Source organism: Streptomyces sp. NPDC012935, assembly GCF_042900345.1.
In the GTDB taxonomy this organism is placed as follows: domain Bacteria; phylum Actinomycetota; class Actinomycetes; order Streptomycetales; family Streptomycetaceae; genus Streptomyces.
Genome location: NZ_JBIBBC010000001.1, coordinates 267,509 through 284,413, shown reverse-complemented (window position 1 = coordinate 284,413; position 16,905 = coordinate 267,509). Strand labels below are relative to the sequence as shown.

Here is a 16,905-nt window from a genome sequence, read left to right as displayed (position 1 = left end):
CGGAACATGCGGCGCGTACCGGACGGACGGGCACGACACGGCAAGGGGATGGACCATGGCTGACCCCCACTTCGAGAGCGGTGCCTTCGCGGCACAGCGGGCTCTGCGCACGGTCGTCGAGAACGGCGCGGACGAGGCTGCGCTGAGCACGCTGGCCCACAGCGAGGTACTCGTACCGGCGGCGGCGGACGCGGAGGGGCCGGCCCCCAAGGCGCTGACGCTTCCGGTGTTCGAGCAGGAGGACGGGACCGAACTGGTCCCGGTCTTCACCACCCAGGAACGCATGGAGCAGGCCCTGCCCCGGATGCACCGGCACCGCAGCGTGCAACTCGGTGCCCTCGCCCACGGCTGGCCCTCCGACAACCTGTCCCTCGTCATCGACGCCGGCACGCCCGAACAGCTCGCGCTGACGGCCCACGGTGTCAAGGCACTGCTGGACCGCGACGAGGGCTGACCGGCTGACCTCGCTTTTCGGCGGCTGCGAGGCGGGAACCCGGTCAGTCGTCCGAGCCCCGCCAGCCGTCAGGAGGCCGTTGTGACCGATCCGCAGCACAGCCAGAACCCGGCCACCCAGCACCCGCAGCCCGAATTCCCCGCACAGGAGCAGCCCCATCCCGGGTGGACCGGGCCGATGGACCCGCCGCCCGATCACGGTGAGGAGAGCTACCGCGGCAGCGGACGACTGGACGGCCGCAAGACCGTCATCACCGGCGGCGACTCCGGCATCGGGCGGGCAGTGGCGCTGGCCTTCGCCCGGGAGGGCGCCGACGTGTTGTTCACGCACCTCAAGGAGGAGGCGGAGGAGGCACGCGAGACCTCCCGGCTCGTCGAGGACGCCGGTCGCAAGGCGATCGCCGTCCCCTGCGACATCCGGGACGAGGACAACTGCCGGACCCTCATCGAGCGCGCCGTCGCGGAGTTCGGGCACATCGATGTCCTGGTGAACAACGCCGCGTACCAGATGTCCCAGCCGGACGGCATCGAGGCGATCACGACCGAGCAGTTCGACCGGGTCATGCGCACCAACCTCTACGGGATGTTCTGGCTGACGAAGTTCGCCCTGCCGCACATGCGCGAGGGCGGCAGCGTCATCAACTCGACATCGGTGCAGGCCTACAAGCCCAGTCCGCATCTGCTGGACTACGCGATGACCAAGGGCGCGATCGTGACGTTCACCCAGGGGCTGGCCCAGATGGTCGTCGACCGGGGCATCCGGGTGAACGCGGTCGCGCCGGGGCCGGTGTGGACGCCGCTGATCCCCGCGACGATGCCCGACACGGTCGAGTTCGGAAAGCAGAGCCCGTTGGGGCGCCCGGCACAACCCGCCGAACTGGCCCCGGCGTACGTCTATCTCGCCTCCCAGGAGGCCAGCTTCGTCACCGCCGAGATCCTCAACGCCACGGGCGGAACGCCACTGCCGTAGCCGGGGAAGTGAAGTGGCCGATGCCGACAGAGGAGGGCCCTCGTATGACGAGGCCGAGCCGGGTGGTGGACGGCGCGGACCCCACAGCGCCACCGCTCTCGTACGCCGTGGTCGTACCGACCCTGTTGCGCGACACGCTCGCCGACTGCTTGGGCGCGCTGGCCGCCGCGACCGGACCACCGCCGGACGAGATCGTCCTCGTCGACGACCGTCCCGTGCCGGACCACGGTGACCTGGGGCATCCCCTCGATGTGCTCGGCGACCTGCGGGCCCGCACCACGGTGGTGCGCGGCGGCGGCCGTGGTCCGGCCGTCGCCCGCAACGCCGGTCTGCGGGGCGTGCGCAGCGCCGACTGGGTCGTCTTCCTCGACGACGACGTGCAGGTGGGTCCGCACTGGTGCGAGCAGGTGGTGCGGGACCTGGCCGAGGCGCCGCCGACCACGGCGGGCGTCCAGGGCGTGATCACGGTGCCGCTGCCCGGCGGGCGCCGCCCCACCGACTGCGAGCGCCGCACCGTGGGCCTCGCCACGGCCCGGTGGATCACCTCCGACATGGCGTATCGCACCGATGTCCTGCGGGAGGTCGGTGGCTTCGACGAACGCTTCCGGCACGCACAGCACGAGGACACCGACCTCGCACTGCGCGTCCTGGGTGCCGGCTGGGGCATCCGGCGGGGCCGGCGCACCACCCGTCACCCCGTCCGCCCCGCCGACCGCTGGGAGTCCCTGCACGACGCGCGCGGCAACGCCGACGACGCGCTCATGGTCCGGCTGCACGGCCCCGAGTGGTGGTACAAGACGGCGTCGCCGCGCGGCCGTATCCGCGCCCACGCGGCGGTCACCTCGGCGGGCGTCGCCGCGTGCGCCCTCCTCGCGGCCCGAAGGCCCGCGGCCGCGGGCCTCGCCGCGGGTGCCTGGACCCTCGGCACCGCCCGTTTCGCCTGGAAGCGGATCGCTCCCGGACCCCGGACCCGGTACGAGGTCGACACGATGCTCGTGACCAGCGTCCTCATCCCGCCCGCCGCCGTCTGCCACCGTCTCGGCGGACTGTGGCGCCATCGCGCGGCCCGCCCGTGGCGAGAGGTGACGGGGAGTTCCGAGCCCACCGTCCCGGCGGACTGACCGGCGCGGTACCCGGCATGCGTCCGCCCCGGCACACCCGAACGGATGCGCCGCGTGTGGTCCGCGTGCCGACGGGTACTGCGGCGCACATGACCGACATCGAACTCAAGAGCTCCGCGTTCGACGACCACGCGATGATCCCGCGGCGGCACGCCCTGGAAGGGGAGAACCTCTCCCCGCCGCTGGCCTGGTCCGGAGTGCCCGACGAGGCGGTGGAGCTGGCCCTGCTGTGCGAGGACCCGGACGCCCCGTCGGGGACCTTCGTGCACTGGCTGGTCACCGGCATCGATCCGCACGCGGACGGGCTGCCGGCAGGGGGAACGACCCCCGGCAGTCACCCGCACACGAACGGCTACGGCGAATCGGGGTGGGGCGGACCTCTGCCCCCCGTCGGCGATGACGCGCACCGGTACTTCTTCCGCCTGTACGCCCTCCCGGGCCCCGTTTCCATACCGGAGGCGGCCTCGGCCGTGGAGGCTCACCGGGTGTTCGACGAGCAGCAGCTGGCCAGCGGAACACTCATCGGGCTCTACAAACGGTGACGGCCGGGCTGCGTTTCCGGCCCGCAGAGCGCATGGTGGTGGCATGAGCACGCGTCCCCTTGTGGTGGTGCAGCCGCCGGCGTCGGACGGCGGGCGTCAGGTGACGATCCGCGGCGAGCCGACGGGCATCGCATACAGCCTGTTCGACGTCATGGACCTGGTACACCGCGCCGGCCTGCCCGGCGAGGACCGGGCCGTCGACGACCCCGACCTGATCGAGTGGCGCGGTGGCGGGCCGTACGACTGGAACGGCACCGACACGTCCGATACGTCCGACACGGCAAACGGGTGAACCATGCGGTTCCGTGATCGCGCAGAGGCCGGGCGGGAGCTGGCCGAGCAGCTGCGCATCCGGCACGACAAGGGCATCCTTGTGCATCCCGTGGTCCTCGCGCTGCCGCGAGGCGGCGTCGCGGTCGCCCGGGAGATCTCCCGGGTGCTGCAGGCCCCGCTGGACGTGCTCGTCGTACGCAAGATCGGGGCCCCGTTCCACGAGGAGTTCGGGGTCGGCGCGCTCGCGGGCGACGGCCCCCCGCTCTTCGACGAGCAGAGCCTGTTCCGGCTCGGGCTGAGCGAGGCCGACCTGGCGCCGGTGGTGGAGCGGGAGCGGCAGGAGCTGCGGCGGCGCGAGGAGCGCTATCGGCAGGGCCGGCCCGCTCCCGAGCTGCGTGGCCGTACGGCTGTGATCGTCGACGACGGCGTGGCGACCGGCTCGACCGCACGCGTCGCCCTGCGCGCCCTGCGCCACCAGCACCCCGAGCACCTGGTGCTTGCCGTACCGGTCTGCGCCCCGGAGGCGGCCGAGGAACTGCGCCGGGAGGTCGACGACTTCGTCTGCCTGCACCAGCCGAGGCTGTTCAGCTCGGTCGGCGAGTGGTACGAGGATTTCGGCCAGCTGACGGACGCCGATGTGCTGGAGGCACTGCGGGGAGAGTGAGCGCCCCGTCCGCTCCGAGCGCAAGGTGGACGCCGTCGCTGATGCGGTCGACAGTGGCGTGCAGCCAGGTGCGGTCCTCGGGCGGGGCGGGCTCGAGGCGCATGCGGCGGGCGAGCAGGGGCACCATACGCAGGCCGGCGAGTTCGCCGGTGTCCGCCGCCACCGTGACGAAGCAGGCGAGCCGCAGGTCGTCGCGGTACTGCTCGTAGCCGGGGATGCCTTCGTAGTCGTCGATGAAGTCGCCGCAGCCGTGCAGGATCAGCCGGTCGCGGTGGACCTCGACGGCGCGGGGGTGATGCGAGGAGTGGCCGTGGACGACGTCGGCGCCGCCGTCCACCAGGGCGTGCGCGAACCGGCGCTGGTCGCGGGGGACGGGATAGCCCCAGTTGGATCCCCAGTGCACGGAGACGACCACGATGTCGCCGGCCCGCTTCACCTGCCGTATGTGCCGTACCGTTTCGGCGGCCGCGGTGTGCGACAGCTCGGGCACGTGGGCGACGCCGGGCCGGTCCGCTGTCGCCGCCCAGGCCGCGGGAACTCCGCTGGTGCTGACGCCGAGGGCGAAGACGACTACGCGGCCGCCGCGGGGGAGCGGGAGTGCCACGGGCGCGTACGCCTCCTCGGCGCTGCGTCCCGCGCCCGCCGTGCGCAGCCCCGCTGCGTGGAGGACGTCGAGGGTCTCCGCCAAGCCCGCGCGGCCGAAGTCCAGCACGTGGTTGTTGGCCAGGACGCACACGTCGGGCCGGGCGACGGTGAGAGCGGGCAGGTTGGCCGGGTGCATGCGGTAGTGGACCGCCTTGCCGGGCTCGAACGCGTCGCTGCGCGTGACCGACGTCTCCAGATTGACGATCCGCACGTCCGGGCCGGTCGACTCCAGCAGCCGCAGCGCCTCGCCCCACGGCCACGACGGATCGACGGGCGCCGGGATCGGGCCGTTCACCGCCTCCGCCATGCTCACGTAGGAGCGGGCGTCCGTGACGTACCCCTCCCGCAGCGCCGGGTCGCCGGGCCGGGCCAGGATCTGGTCGACGCCGCGTCCGAGCATCACGTCACCGCAGACGAACAGCGTCACCGTACCGCCGCTCATGTTTCAACCGTACGGGGTGGGGTGATTGCGGTGACTTCCCGGGGGCGATCCCTCACACGTCCACGGTCACCGCGCACGACCACCCGTACGGATCCGGCCCGATGTGCAGCCCGTGCCAGGACACGCCCTGCGGAGAGGCGCCGGTGACCTGCACGTCCGCCAGGTCGGCGAGCGCGAGCCGTACGTCGAGGTCGCCGTCCGCGGTGTCGGCCTCCAGGTCGACGGGCACCCGGCCGTCCACGTCGAGCCGCAGGACGACCTCGTCGAGCAGGGCGGTCAGCAGCTCTTCGTCGTCCTCCTCGTCGAGCCGTACCCGCTCCATCGAGGTGGGCCGTACCGCTGTGACGTCGGCGAAGCACTCCACCAGGCCCAACGCCGCCTCCACCAGACAGCGCTCCCGGCTCACGCCCCAGGCCTCGATCCGTACGTCGCCCGGGTGCGGCACCGCCCGATGCCCGCTGCCGCCGCGCCGCCGGGTCTGGATGTCGTCGTCCGTGTCGCCGACCATCCGCACCACCTGATCCGCTCATGCCGTTCGGGCCGCTGAGGGCCACACGGATAGGGGTACCCGCCACAGGGCGCGTCGTACCGCAGGGCCGGAGGGAGCCGACATGCCGGACATGGAGCGGGACGAGGCGCGCCGCCGGTTCGCCGGGGCGCCCGTGGCGCGGCTGGCGACTGTCGGCCCGGAAGGCAGGCCGCACCTGGTGCCGGTCGTGTTCGCGCTGCGCGGCGACGAGATCGTCACCGCCGTCGACCACAAGCCGAAGCGGTCCCAGCGGCTCAGGCGGCTGCACAACATCGCCGCGCACCCGGCGGTCTGCCTGCTGGCGGACGTGTACGACGACGACTGGGAGCGCCTGTGGTGGGTCCGGGCGGACGGCGACGCGCGGATTCTGCCGCCGGACGCGACCGACGGCGCAGCGCGTGACGAGTACGCTGCCGCCGTCGAGTCGCTGCGGCAGAAGTACCCCCGCCAGTACGGGGGACAGCCGCCGGCAGGGCCGGTGATCGCGATCACCGTCGTGCGCTGGAGCGGCTGGCGGGCCGCACGGGACGCCGGGTGAAGTCCACCGGGTGAATCACGCCGAGTGAATCAACGGGCGCAGACCCATTGACCTTGACCATCCATGAACATAATCTCCGTCTTCATATGTAGACGACGTCTTCATGTGAGGACCCCGTTCAGCGGGGTGAACTTAAGCGGCCGGCGTTCAAAGGAGAACTGACATATGCCGCTCGTGGTGGTCGGGATCAGCGTCCTGGTCCTGCTCGTCCTGATGACCAAACTCCGGCTGAACGGCTTCGCCGCCCTGCTCCTGGTGGCGGTGGGCGTCGGCCTGGTCCAGGGGATCGGGCTGGAGAAGATCCCGGATGTCCTCGCCGAGGGCATCGGCGACCAGATAGGCGACACCATGCTCACCATTGGGCTCGGTGCGATGGTCGGCCGGGTGATGGGGGACTCCGGTGCCGCCCAGCGCATAGCCGGCCGGCTCCTCGACGTGTGCGGGCCGCGCTGGGTGCAAGTCGCCATGGTGCTGACGGCCATGCTCATCGGCGTCACGATGTTCTACGAGGTGGCCTTCGTCATCATCGTGCCGATCGCCTTCACTCTCGTCCGGGTCACTCGGGCCAACCTGCTGTGGGTGGGGCTGCCCATGTCGATCGCCCTGTCCACCATGCACAGCTTCCTGCCGCCCCACCCGGGCCCCACCGCGGTGGCCGCCACCTTCCACGCCTCCGTCGGACTCACCCTGTTCTACGGCCTGTTCATCGCCGTCCCGGTCGGCGCGTTCATCGCCCTGCTGTGGCCGCGCCTCCCCTTCGTCCGGGCGATGAACCCGTCCATCCCCAAGGGCCTGGTCAGCGACCGGGTCTTCGAGGACGACGAGATGCCCGGCATGGGCTGGTCGCTGTCCGTGGCCCTGCTGCCCGTGGTCCTGATCGCCGGCGCCGCGGTGACCGACCTCGCCTCCTCCGGCGACAACGGCCTGCTGCACTTCATCGCCTTCATCGGGTCCGCGCCGATCGCCCTGCTGCTCACCCTGCTCGTGGCGATCTGGGCGTTCGGCCCGCGCATCGGCCGCAGCCTGGCCGAGGTCAGCGCCTCGTGCAAGGAGGCCGCTCAGGCGATGGCGATGATCCTGCTCGTCATCGGGGCGGGCGGCGCCTTCAAGAACGTCCTCGTCGAGGGCGGCATATCCGACTACATCAAGGACGCCACCGACGGCTGGTCGATCTCCCCGATCCTCCTGGCCTGGCTGATCGCGGCCATCCTGCGCATCGCCCTCGGCTCCGCGACCGTCGCCGTCGTCACCGCCTCCGGCGTGGCGCTGCCCCTGCTCGCGGGCAGCGGCGTCCACCCCGAGGTGATGGTGCTCGCGGTCTCCTGCGGCTCGATCGCCTTCTCCCACGTCAACGACCCGGGATTCTGGATGTTCAAGGAGTACTTCAACCTGTCCGTCCTCGACGCGATCAAGGCGCGCACCACGTACACGACGGTGCTCGCACTCCTCGGCCTGGGCGGCGTACTGGTCCTGGAACCGGTCCTCGACGCCCTCAGCATCTGACCGCCCGCCCCCTCACGAGAACGGCAGCCGCCAGCCATGACCCAGCCCGTCGTCACCAGCTTCTCCGTCTATCCGGTCGCCGGCCACGACTCGATGCTCCTCAACCTCTCCGGCGCGCACGCCCCGTACTTCACCCGCAACGTCGTCGTCATCGAGGACTCCGAAGGGCGTACGGGCCTCGGTGAGGTGCCCGGCGGCGAGAAGATCACCCGGACCCTGCGCGACGCCGCACCCCTCGTCGTCGGTGCGCGCGTGGGTGACTACAAGCGCGTCCTGAGCGCCATCGAGTCCACCTTCGCCGACCGCGACACGGGCGGTCGCGGCGCCCAGACCTACGACCTGCGCACCACCGTGCACGCGGTCACCGCCGTCGAGTCGGCCCTCCTCGACCTGCTCGGCCAACACCTCGAAGTCCCCGTCGCCGCGCTCCTCGGCGACGGGCAACAGCGTGACTCCGTACGGGTACTCGGCTACCTCTTCTACGTCGGCGACCCGGACCGGACCGACCTGGACTACGTCCGCGCACCCGACGCCGACGTCGACTGGTACCGCATCCGGCACGAGGAGGCGCTGACCCCCGAGGCGATCGTCCGGCAGGCCGAGGCGGCCTACGACCACTACGGCTTTTGCGACTTCAAGCTCAAGGGCGGTGTCCTGCCGGGCGCGGAGGAGGTCAAGGCGGTCACCGCGCTCAAGGACCGCTTCCCCGAGGCGCGGATCACCCTCGATCCCAACGGCGCCTGGTCACTGCACGAGGCGGTCGAACTGTGCCGTCCCCTCCTGGGCACCCTCGCCTATGCCGAGGACCCCTGCGGGGCCGAGGGCGGCTACTCGGGCCGGGAGATCCTCGCGGAGTTCCGCCGGGCCACCGGGCTGCCCACGGCGACCAACATGATCGCCACGGACTGGCGTCAGCTCACCCACGCCCTGGCCCTGCAGTCGGTGTCCATCCCGCTCGCCGACCCGCACTTCTGGACCATGCAGGGGTCGGTGCGCGTCGCCCAGCTGTGCAACGCGATGGGACTGACCTGGGGCTGCCACTCGAACAACCACTTCGACATCTCCCTGGCGATGATGGCCCACTGCGGAGCGGCCGCACCCGGCGAGTACAACGCCCTGGACACCCACTGGATCTGGCAGGAGGGGTTGGAGCGGCTGACGGTGGAGCCGGCGCGGATCGCCGGCGGCGAGGTCGCCGTACCGGACACGCCCGGGCTCGGCATCCGCCTGGACACGGACCGGCTCCTGGCAGCACACGAGCTCTACAAGGAAAAGGCGCTGTCGGGCCGGGACGACGCCGTCGGCATGCGCTACCTGATCGACGGCTGGACCTTCGAGGCGAAGCGGCCCTGTCTCGTGCGCTGAGACTCAGGGTTCCGTCAGGCGTCGCGCTCGCCGTCCCGGGCCGGTCCGGTGACCGCGATGCTGCCCTGGGCCACGGCGCACAGGGTCGTGGTGCCGTCGGCGGCGACCGTCGTGAGATCGCAGCGGCACACCGCACGCGTACGGCCGGCCCGGATCACCCGGGCATGGGCGCGCAGCGTCTCGCCCTTGGCAGGGCGCAGGAAGTCGATGGTGAAGCCGGCGGTCATCACACCGAAGCCGACCGCGGCGCCCGCGGCGAACGACAGCGCGTTGTCCGCCGCGTAACCGAGCAGACCGCCGTGGGCGAAGCCGTGCTGCTGCAGCAGATCCTCCCGGAGGTCCAGTTCGAGAGTCGCCTCGCCGTCGCCGAAGGCCGTCAGCCGGGCACCCAGCAGCGCGCTGAAGGGTTGGGCGGCCAGCACCTCGCGGGCGAGGGGCAGATCGAGCGTGTTGTCCACGAGACCACCGTCCACCGTCATCGTCGGTCACTTCGGAAAGGTCACTTCAGAACGGTCACTTCAGAACGGTCACTTCGGTAGTGAAGTGAGGATGGCGCGGGGCCGTCCCGTCTGTCAACATCGGTCCATGCCCGAGCCCGATCAGCGTCTGTTCTTCCTGCTCCAGAGGGCTGCGCACCGGCTGCGCACCGCCTCCGACCGGCGCCTGCTGGCCACCGCCGGGATCACCACGGCCCAGCTCGGCGCACTGTTCGCGATCCGTGACGAGCCGGGCGTCACCCAGCAGGCGCTCGCCCGCACCCTCGGGCTGCGCGAGTCCGCCGTCACCGGGCTGGTCGGCCGGCTCACCGCGGCCGGTCTGGTCGCCAGGCGGGCGCATCCGCGCGAACATCGAGCCGTGGTGCTGGAATTGACCGGCGACGGGGCCGCCGCACTCGACGCCGCGCAGCCGGAGGTCGACCGGTTCAACGCCGAGGCGCGGGCGTTGCTGGGCGAGGAGGGGTTCACGCGGACGGCCGCGGCGATGCGCGCACTGGCCTATGGGGAGTCCCCCTGACCCGCATATCCGCCACTATCGTGAGGCCATGTACTCGACGAGGGTCTCCTGGCATGTGAACGCCTCGCGCGCGGCCGTCTACCGGGCGCTGCTGGACGCTGACGCTGTCGAGAAGTGGCGGGTGCCCGACGGCATGAGCGGGCATGTGCACGAGTTCGAAGGGCGCGAAGGCGGGGCCTTCCGGGTCTCGCTCACCTATGACCTGCCGACCGGCACCGGGAAGTCGGCAGCGCACACCGACACCTACCACGGCCACTTCGTGCGGCTCGTGCCGGACGAGCAGGTCGTCGAGGAGGTCGAGTTCGAGACCGACGACCCCGCCCTGCGCTCCACGATGACCATGACCACCACGCTCACGGACGCCGACGGCGGCACGGACGTCCTCGTCTTGCACGAGGGGATCCCCGACGTGGTACCCGCCGCGGACAACGAGACCGGCACGCGGATGGCGCTGGCCAACCTCGCCCGGCTGGTCGAGGCCGGATCACGCTGATCCGTTCCGGGAGTCACGTGATCTTTGCCTGGGGTTCGCCGCCCGTATGAAAGCGCTCGCTTTCATGGGTGTGTATGGACACCGAACTGCTGTCAGGGTTGCGCGTCGACTACACCGACCAGGACGACCCCGTGCTGATCCGGCCGGACGGAAGCCCGGTGGACACGTGGCGCGAGAACTACCCGTACGACAAGCGCATGGAGCGCCCGGAGTACGAGTGGCACAAGCGGCTGCAGCAGATAGAACTGCTGAAGCTGCAGAGGTGGATCAAGGAGACCGGCCGTCGGCTCGTCATCGTCTTCGAGGGGCGGGACGCGGCCGGAAAAGGCGGCACGATCAAGCGGTTCACGGAGCACCTCAACCCGCGCGGCGCCCGGGTCGTGGCGCTGGAGAAGCCGACCGAACGCGAGCGCGGGCAGTGGTACTTCCAGCGGTACGTCGAGCATCTGCCCACCGCGGGCGAGATCGTGCTCTTCGACCGGTCCTGGTACAACCGGGCCGGCGTGGAACGGGTGATGGGCTTTTGCACGGATGACGAGTACCGGCGCTTCATGCGGCAGGCTCCTGCCTTCGAGCGCATGCTCGTCGACGACGGCGTCGACCTGATCAAATTCTGGTTCTCGGTTTCCCGGGGCGAGCAGCGCACCCGGTTCACCATCCGCCAGGTCGATCCCGTACGGCAGTGGAAGCTCAGCCCGATGGACCTGGCGTCGCTGGACCGCTGGGACGACTACACCGCCGCCAAGGTCGCCATGTTCCGTGAGTCGGACACCGAGCACGCGCCCTGGACCGTGGTGAAGAGCAACGACAAGAAGCGTGCGCGCGTCGAGGCGATGCGCAGCGTGCTGGCCCGCTTCGACTACGGCGACAAGGACGAGGAAGTCGTCGGCACCGCCGATCCCCGGATAGTGGGCGCGGCCGCGGGACTGCTGGAGGCGGGGGAGGACGACTCCTAGACCCTAGCGGCGGGGCAGCACCGTGACCCGGCGGAAGTTGCACTCGTGCCCTGCCGGACGCTTCCCGGCAGGGGACGGCACGTTCTGGTGGGCCTGGAGCGCGGCGCTGACCAGACTCATCAACAGATCGACGTCCGTGTCGCAGTCGAGATGCACGGTCACCCAGCCCGAGCCGGGGACCAGCCTGATCGCGGTGGACTCGCGGAGGTCGTCGTGGAAACGTCGGATGGCCGACACCGTCAGGTGCAGGTCCACATCATGGTCGGAGTGGAAGTGCACGATCTCGCTGTGGACGGCGCGCAGTGCCCGCCCTGCACCGCAACTGGCCGGGCCCGAGCTCAGATCGGGCCAGAGTTCCAGTTGCTTCATGGCGCGCTGGGCCAGTGTCATGCCCCCATAGTCACCCGATCACCGCGTCGCAACCAGAGGTTGAGCAATTCGTAACCGGGGCGTGAGGTACCTCTCAGCCATCCTGGCCTAGTCGGGAGGGGTCGGTGTGTCGTGCGTGCGGTACATCGCCTGGACGTCCAGCTCCAGCTGGACCGTCGGCCCGACCACCGCGATCCCGCGGGCCAGCATGCTGCGCCAGTTCAGGGTGAAGTCCTCCCGGTGCAGCTCCGCCCTGGCCAGCGCCGCACAGCGCAGCTCCTCGCCGTAGCCGCCGTTGACCGACCCCAGGTAGGTGGTGTCCAGTTCCACCGAGCGGCTCACACCGTGCATGGTGAGCGACCCCTGCAGCGTCCACTTGGCGCCGCCGCGGAAGCCGAAACGCGTGCTGGTGAAGTCGATGTACGGGTAGCGCTCGACGTCGAGGAAGTCGGCCGAACGCAGATGGTTGTCCCGGGTGTTGTTGCCCGTGGTGATGCTGGCCGCCTCGATGCGCACCGAGACCTGGGAATCGGCCATGTCGGGTGCCACCCGGATGCCGCCGGTGAACCGCTCGAAGCGGCCGTGGACATGGGCCATCCCGACGTGCTTGGCGATGAACCGGATCGCCGTGTGCGGCGGGTCGAACAGCCAGGTGCCCGCAGTCGGCAGTTCCAGCTGCCGGCCCGATGTCAGCTGGACCCGCGCTGCGGGCTGCGGCGCACCGGCGACGACGTCCAGCGACTCCCGGTGCGGTGTCAGGCCCTCGGCCGTGATCATGAGGCTGTAGCGGCCCGGCGGGAGCGCCGCGAAGAAGAGGCCGTACGGGTCCGTCGTACCGGACGCCACGACCTCGTGCGAGTCCATCGCCGTCACCGTCACGTCGGCGCCGCGCATCGGCAGCCCGACCGGATCCACGACCTCACGGCCCACGACACCCGCACCGGCCGGCACGGGGAACGCGATACCCGGCGCTCCTCGCGAGCGTCGACTCCCTCGGGAGTTCCTGCTCCTGAGTAGACCGAGGGGCATGCTGATCACCTTTTCTTCCGTCGTGGGGGGATCTTCGAGCGTGGGGGCAGGGGGGTGCGTGAGCGGGCGTCCCAGGTCGCGGAGGACGTCAGTGGGTGGCCGAGGCCGGCGCCACGCCCTCGTACGCCGCCCGCAGCAGGGCGAGTACGCCGTCGGCGGTGACCGGGCGGGGGTTTGCGTACGCCTGGTCCGCGGTCTGCGCGGCGGCCGTCGCCAGATCGGCCTCGGCGAGGCCCAGTTCGGCGAGTGAGCGGGGTGCGCCGAGGTGTCCCGCCAGTTCCCACAGGGCCGTCGGTGCGTCGGCCGCGTCCAGGGCGCGGGCCACGGCGGCGGCCGCGTCCGGGGCCGCCGGCGCGTTGTGGGCCAGGACGTACGGCAGTACGACCGTGTGCGTCTCGGCGTGCGGCAGGCCGAAGCTGCCGCCCAGGACGTGGCACAGCTTGTGGTGCAGGCCCATGGTGGTGGCGCCCAGGCAGGACCCGCACAGCCAGGCCCCGTACAGCGCGCGCCCGCGGGCGGCCGGCGACGCCGGCTCCTCGGCCACCGCCGGGAGCGCCCGCGCCATCGCGCGAACGCCCTCCTCGGCCATCAGCGCGACGAGGGGTGAGGTGTCGGGGGCGTACAGGGCCTCGACGGCGTGCGCGAGCGCGTTGATGCCGCTGGTCACGGAGAGGGGTACGGGCAGCGAAAGGGTGAGCTCGGGGTCGTAGACCACACTGCGGGGCAGCACCTTCGGGTCGCGCCCCGTCCGCTTGGCACCGTGGTCGGTCAGGCCCCAGACGGGCGTCATCTCCGAGCCGGAGTACGTGGACGGCACTGCGATCAGCGGCAGCCCGGTGCGCAGGGCGATCGCCTTGCCCAGCCCGATCGACGAGCCGCCGCCCACCGCGACGCACCCGTCGGCGCCCGCCGCGCGAGCTGCCTGTACGGCCCTGTCGGCGACCTCGACGGGCACGTGCATCCGCGCCTGGTCGTGCACGCCGACGCACGCGGGGCCGAGCGCGTCGGCGACCGCCCGCGCGGTGTCCGCGCCCCGCGTCCCGCACACCACCAGCACCCGCCGCAGCCCCAGCCGCCCGACCTCGCCCGGCGTCGCGGACACCGCGGCGCCGGGCCGGAAGACGACCCGGACGGGCAGGGCGTCGTAGGAGAAGTCGAGGGCGTCGTTCACGACCGCTCCAGCACGAGGTCGAAGCGGGCGTGCCGGAACGGGTTCGGCACGCCGAACTCTCTTGCCACGGACGGGTCGTCGACCGGGGCGAAGTCGTTGACGAGGCCCGGCTTGACGGCGAACACCGCGTCCGAGTCCAGGTAGTCGCTGCCCGCCACGAAGATGTGCGTGGTCACCGGAGTGTGTCCGTCGGCCGAGGCGATGAAGTGGATGTGGGCGGGCCGGTAGGGGTGCCGTCCGGTGGCCCGCAGCAGCGCGCCGACCGGCCCGTCCGTCGGGATCGGGTACGGGCTCGGCAGGCACGTACGGAACCAGAACCGTCCCTCGCCGTCCGCGGTGAACAGGCCGCGGCCGTTGCCCGGAGGCTGTACGTCCGGCTGCTGCACGTCGTAGAAGCCGTTGCCGTCGGCCTGCCACACGTCGACGGCCGCGCCGGGCAGCGGGCCGCCGTCCCGGGACAGCACGCGCCCGCTGACCACGCAGGGCTCGCCACCGCCGACCAGGTCGATGTTCGCGCCGAGCGCGCGCACGGGCGAGGCGGTCATGTGGAACGGGCCGAGGACCGTCGACTCGGTGGCGCCGGGACCGTGCCGCTCGTTGATCGTCTCGATGAGCATCGACAGGCCGAGCACGTCCGACAGCATGATGAACTCCTGCCGGGTCTGCGTGCATGCCTGCCCGGTCGCCGTCAGGAACCCGACCGCCCGCTCCCACTCCTCCTGCGTCAGCCGCGACTCCCGCGCGAAGGCGTGCAGATGCCGGACCAGACCGGTCAGCAGCTCCCGCAGACGCGGATCGTCCGTGCCCCGCAGACTCGCGACGACCTCGTCGGTGACCGTGTCCGGCGTGTCACCGGTCATGTCGGCTCCTTCCCGGGCTCTTGTCCAGCGGCTTCTTGTCCTGCGGCTTCGCGTCCCGCCGCTTCCTGACCTTCATCGGCTTCCCGGGCGTCCATATCAACCGTGCCCGAGAATCCGCCGCAGCGCGTCCGTCAGCAACCGCTCGGCGTCCACGGCCGCGCCGGCGTGCCGGAACGCCACGTACCCGTCGGGGCGTACGAGGAGGGCGCCCGCGTCGGAGATCTCGCTCAGGCCGGCCCAGTCGCCGTAGGGGTCCTCGAACTCCTGGCCCGGGCCGATGACGACGGTGGCGATGTCGAGGGGCTGCGCCTCGGCCGCCCGTAGCCACGCCTCGCCGCCGATGCCGGTGAGCAAGGTGAAGCGGCCCCGGCCGACGGTGTCGAGGGTGGACAGGGTTTGGGTTCCGGAGGTGATCCAGGCGTGCGGAAGTTTGGCGCCGGGTCGGGAGGTGGGCTGGTGGTGCAGTTCGGGATCGCGGGTGAAGCCGGGGTCGGGCGTGCCGTCGGGGACGACCGCGTCGGAGGCGTAGCGCTGGTTGAGGTCCACACCGTGGGCGTTGAACTCGTAGATCTTGAAGGCGATCGCCTCGCGCAGCGCGGCCCGTTGCCTGCCCGCCGCCTCGGTGGCGTCCTTGCGGGCGGCGATGTTGGCCCACAACTGCTCCGGCGTCTGCGGCGCCAGTCCGTCGAGAGCCTCGAAGATCGGGGCGGTCTCGGCGATGGACTTGTTGGCGCGGGACACGATCTGCCTGCCGACCGGGGCACGCTCGGCGTCGTAGCTGTCGAGGAGTCGCGGCGAGGCGACGCCGTCGAGGACGAGCTTCAGCTTCCAGGCCAGGTTGTAGGAGTCCTGGATGGAGGTGTTGGAGCCGAGCCCGTTGGACGGCGGGTGGCGGTGCACGGCGTCACCGGCGCAGAAGACCCGGCCGTCGGCATACTTCTGCGCGTACATCTCGTTGACCGTCCACGCCGAGGACGACTTGATGGTCACCGGTATCTCGTCGTCGCCGACCAACTGGCGTACGACGGACAGGGCGTACTCCTCGGTGAGGTCCGGGGCGCCTGCGGTCACGTCGTAGCCCCACACGATCAGCCACTCGTTCCAGGGCCGTACACAGCGCACCAGGCCCGCGCCGATGCCGCCGACCGTGGCGCCGGGTGCGAGGACCCAGTACAGGGTGGAGGGGCGGTGCGCGGTGTACTTGCTCAGGTCCGCGTCGAAGACGATGTTGATGCTGCCCGCGACGCCCATCTGGCCGCCCATCGGCAGTCCGGCGTCCTCGGCGACCTTGGAACGGCCGCCGTCGGCGCCGATCAGATACTTGGCGCGAATCGCGTACTCGTCGCCGCGCAGCCGGTCCTCGACGGTGACCGTGACGCCGGACCCGTCCTGGACGAAGGACTTGTAGACCGTGCTGAACCGCAGGTCGGTGCCGCGCGCGACCGCCGCGTTCGCCAGCACCGGCTCCATCAGGTGCTGCGGCATGTCGCACATCCGCGTCGGGCTGGCCAGCTCGTGCGCCGCCTGCACGAGCGGGTCGTTGCCCCAGGAACGCACCCGGCCGAGCTCGTCACCTGCCAGGCTCGTGCAGAACGTGGTGTTGCCCATCAGGTGCTGGGGCGTCGCCTTGGCGATGACCTCCTGCTCGACGCCCAGGTCGCGCAGCACCTCCATGGTGCGCTGGTTGGTGATGTGCGCCCGGGGCGTGTCGGCGAGGCTCGCGTACCGGGTGACGACCATGTTGCGCACGCCGTAGGTGCTCAGCGCGAGCGCGGCCGACGCGCCCGCCGGGCCGCTGCCCACGATCAGTACGTCGGTCTCGACAACGGTGTGCACGACAGAACGCTCCAGGGGCGAGTCAGGTGAGCGAGCGGATGAGCCATGGCATGAGCCGGATCGGGGCGGGAGTCGAGAACTGCGAACGGACCCACGCCACCGGCTGCTTTTCAAGATCATGGAGCGTCGCGG

General features: G+C 71.3%; 20 protein-coding genes. 12 read left to right on the top strand and 8 right to left on the bottom strand.

The window, feature by feature from the left end:
• The first annotated feature begins 55 nt into the window (after positions 1-55).
• The 6 genes from ACFY5C_RS01165 (at position 56) to ACFY5C_RS01140 (ending at position 4,023) form a co-directional block, all read left to right on the top strand.
• Positions 56-454, top strand: a complete 399-nt coding sequence (locus tag ACFY5C_RS01165; protein WP_389439099.1) for an SseB family protein — start codon at positions 56-58, stop codon at positions 452-454.
• Between the two features lie 81 nt (positions 455-535).
• Positions 536-1,423, top strand: a complete 888-nt coding sequence (locus ACFY5C_RS01160) for an SDR family oxidoreductase (protein ID WP_389439097.1) — start codon at positions 536-538, stop codon at positions 1,421-1,423.
• A 44-nt stretch (positions 1,424-1,467) separates the two neighbouring features.
• A complete protein-coding gene (locus ACFY5C_RS01155) occupies positions 1,468-2,544 on the top strand; it encodes a glycosyltransferase family 2 protein (RefSeq protein WP_389439095.1) in 1,077 nt (358 codons plus the stop codon).
• 89 nt (positions 2,545-2,633) lie between these two features.
• Positions 2,634-3,086 (top strand): YbhB/YbcL family Raf kinase inhibitor-like protein, encoded by a 453-nt coding sequence (locus ACFY5C_RS01150; protein ID WP_389439093.1) that lies wholly within the window; start codon positions 2,634-2,636, stop codon positions 3,084-3,086.
• 43 nt (positions 3,087-3,129) lie between these two features.
• On the top strand, positions 3,130-3,378 hold the full coding sequence (locus ACFY5C_RS01145; protein WP_389439091.1) for a hypothetical protein: 249 nt from the start codon (positions 3,130-3,132) through the stop codon (positions 3,376-3,378).
• Between the two features lie 3 nt (positions 3,379-3,381).
• On the top strand, positions 3,382-4,023 hold the full coding sequence (locus ACFY5C_RS01140; protein WP_389439090.1) for a phosphoribosyltransferase: 642 nt from the start codon (positions 3,382-3,384) through the stop codon (positions 4,021-4,023).
• On the opposite strand, the gene ACFY5C_RS01135 is transcribed toward ACFY5C_RS01140, so the two are convergent.
• Entirely contained in the window at positions 3,944-5,110 is a 1,167-nt protein-coding gene (locus ACFY5C_RS01135) for a CapA family protein (protein WP_389439088.1), read from the bottom strand. The two genes, ACFY5C_RS01140 and ACFY5C_RS01135, sit on opposite strands and share 80 nt — an antisense overlap.
• A gap of 52 nt (positions 5,111-5,162) precedes the next feature.
• Positions 5,163-5,618, bottom strand: a complete 456-nt coding sequence (locus ACFY5C_RS01130; protein ID WP_389439086.1) for an archease — start codon at positions 5,616-5,618, stop codon at positions 5,163-5,165.
• A gap of 103 nt (positions 5,619-5,721) precedes the next feature.
• On the opposite strand from ACFY5C_RS01130, the gene ACFY5C_RS01125 reads away from it, so the two are divergent.
• From ACFY5C_RS01125 to ACFY5C_RS01115, 3 genes are all read left to right on the top strand, one after another.
• A complete protein-coding gene (locus ACFY5C_RS01125; RefSeq protein WP_389439084.1) occupies positions 5,722-6,177 on the top strand; it encodes a TIGR03668 family PPOX class F420-dependent oxidoreductase in 456 nt (151 codons plus the stop codon).
• Positions 6,178-6,342: 165 nt separating this feature from the next.
• Positions 6,343-7,680: a gluconate:H+ symporter gene (locus ACFY5C_RS01120; RefSeq protein WP_389439082.1), complete on the top strand. Its 1,338-nt coding sequence runs from the start codon at positions 6,343-6,345 to the stop codon at positions 7,678-7,680.
• A gap of 36 nt (positions 7,681-7,716) precedes the next feature.
• A complete protein-coding gene (locus ACFY5C_RS01115) occupies positions 7,717-9,045 on the top strand; it encodes an enolase C-terminal domain-like protein (protein WP_389439080.1) in 1,329 nt (442 codons plus the stop codon).
• 14 nt (positions 9,046-9,059) lie between these two features.
• On the opposite strand, the gene ACFY5C_RS01110 is transcribed toward ACFY5C_RS01115, so the two are convergent.
• Entirely contained in the window at positions 9,060-9,503 is a 444-nt protein-coding gene (locus ACFY5C_RS01110) for a PaaI family thioesterase (protein WP_389439078.1), read from the bottom strand.
• A 127-nt stretch (positions 9,504-9,630) separates the two neighbouring features.
• Here ACFY5C_RS01110 and ACFY5C_RS01105 point away from each other — a divergent pair, with 127 nt between their 5' ends.
• The 3 genes from ACFY5C_RS01105 to ppk2 all read left to right on the top strand — a co-directional run bounded on the left by ACFY5C_RS01105 (position 9,631) and on the right by ppk2 (position 11,508).
• Complete coding sequence (locus ACFY5C_RS01105; RefSeq protein WP_389439076.1) at positions 9,631-10,059, top strand: MarR family winged helix-turn-helix transcriptional regulator; 429 nt, start codon at positions 9,631-9,633, stop codon at positions 10,057-10,059.
• A gap of 28 nt (positions 10,060-10,087) precedes the next feature.
• Positions 10,088-10,552 carry an SRPBCC domain-containing protein gene (locus ACFY5C_RS01100; protein WP_389439074.1) on the top strand — a complete coding sequence of 155 codons (465 nt, stop codon included), beginning with the start codon at positions 10,088-10,090 and terminating at the stop codon, positions 10,550-10,552.
• A gap of 74 nt (positions 10,553-10,626) precedes the next feature.
• Positions 10,627-11,508, top strand: a complete 882-nt coding sequence (gene ppk2, locus ACFY5C_RS01095; protein WP_389439072.1) for a polyphosphate kinase 2 — start codon at positions 10,627-10,629, stop codon at positions 11,506-11,508.
• A 3-nt stretch (positions 11,509-11,511) separates the two neighbouring features.
• Here ppk2 and ACFY5C_RS01090 read toward each other — a convergent pair whose 3' ends face one another.
• From ACFY5C_RS01090 to ACFY5C_RS01070, 5 genes are all read right to left on the bottom strand, one after another.
• A complete protein-coding gene (locus tag ACFY5C_RS01090; protein WP_389439070.1) occupies positions 11,512-11,898 on the bottom strand; it encodes a luciferase family protein in 387 nt (128 codons plus the stop codon).
• Positions 11,899-11,985: 87 nt separating this feature from the next.
• Positions 11,986-12,906 (bottom strand): YceI family protein, encoded by a 921-nt coding sequence (locus tag ACFY5C_RS01085; protein ID WP_389439068.1) that lies wholly within the window; start codon positions 12,904-12,906, stop codon positions 11,986-11,988.
• 88 nt (positions 12,907-12,994) lie between these two features.
• The gene (locus ACFY5C_RS01080; protein ID WP_389439066.1) at positions 12,995-14,077 is read right to left on the bottom strand and encodes a maleylacetate reductase; all 1,083 of its coding nucleotides are present in this window, start codon (positions 14,075-14,077) and stop codon (positions 12,995-12,997) included.
• On the bottom strand, positions 14,074-14,937 hold the full coding sequence (locus ACFY5C_RS01075; protein ID WP_389439064.1) for an intradiol ring-cleavage dioxygenase: 864 nt from the start codon (positions 14,935-14,937) through the stop codon (positions 14,074-14,076). The genes ACFY5C_RS01080 and ACFY5C_RS01075 overlap by 4 nt, the downstream gene beginning before the upstream one ends.
• Positions 14,938-15,033: 96 nt before the next feature.
• Complete coding sequence (locus tag ACFY5C_RS01070) at positions 15,034-16,773, bottom strand: FAD-dependent oxidoreductase (protein ID WP_389439063.1); 1,740 nt, start codon at positions 16,771-16,773, stop codon at positions 15,034-15,036.
• Positions 16,774-16,905 lie beyond the last annotated feature (132 nt).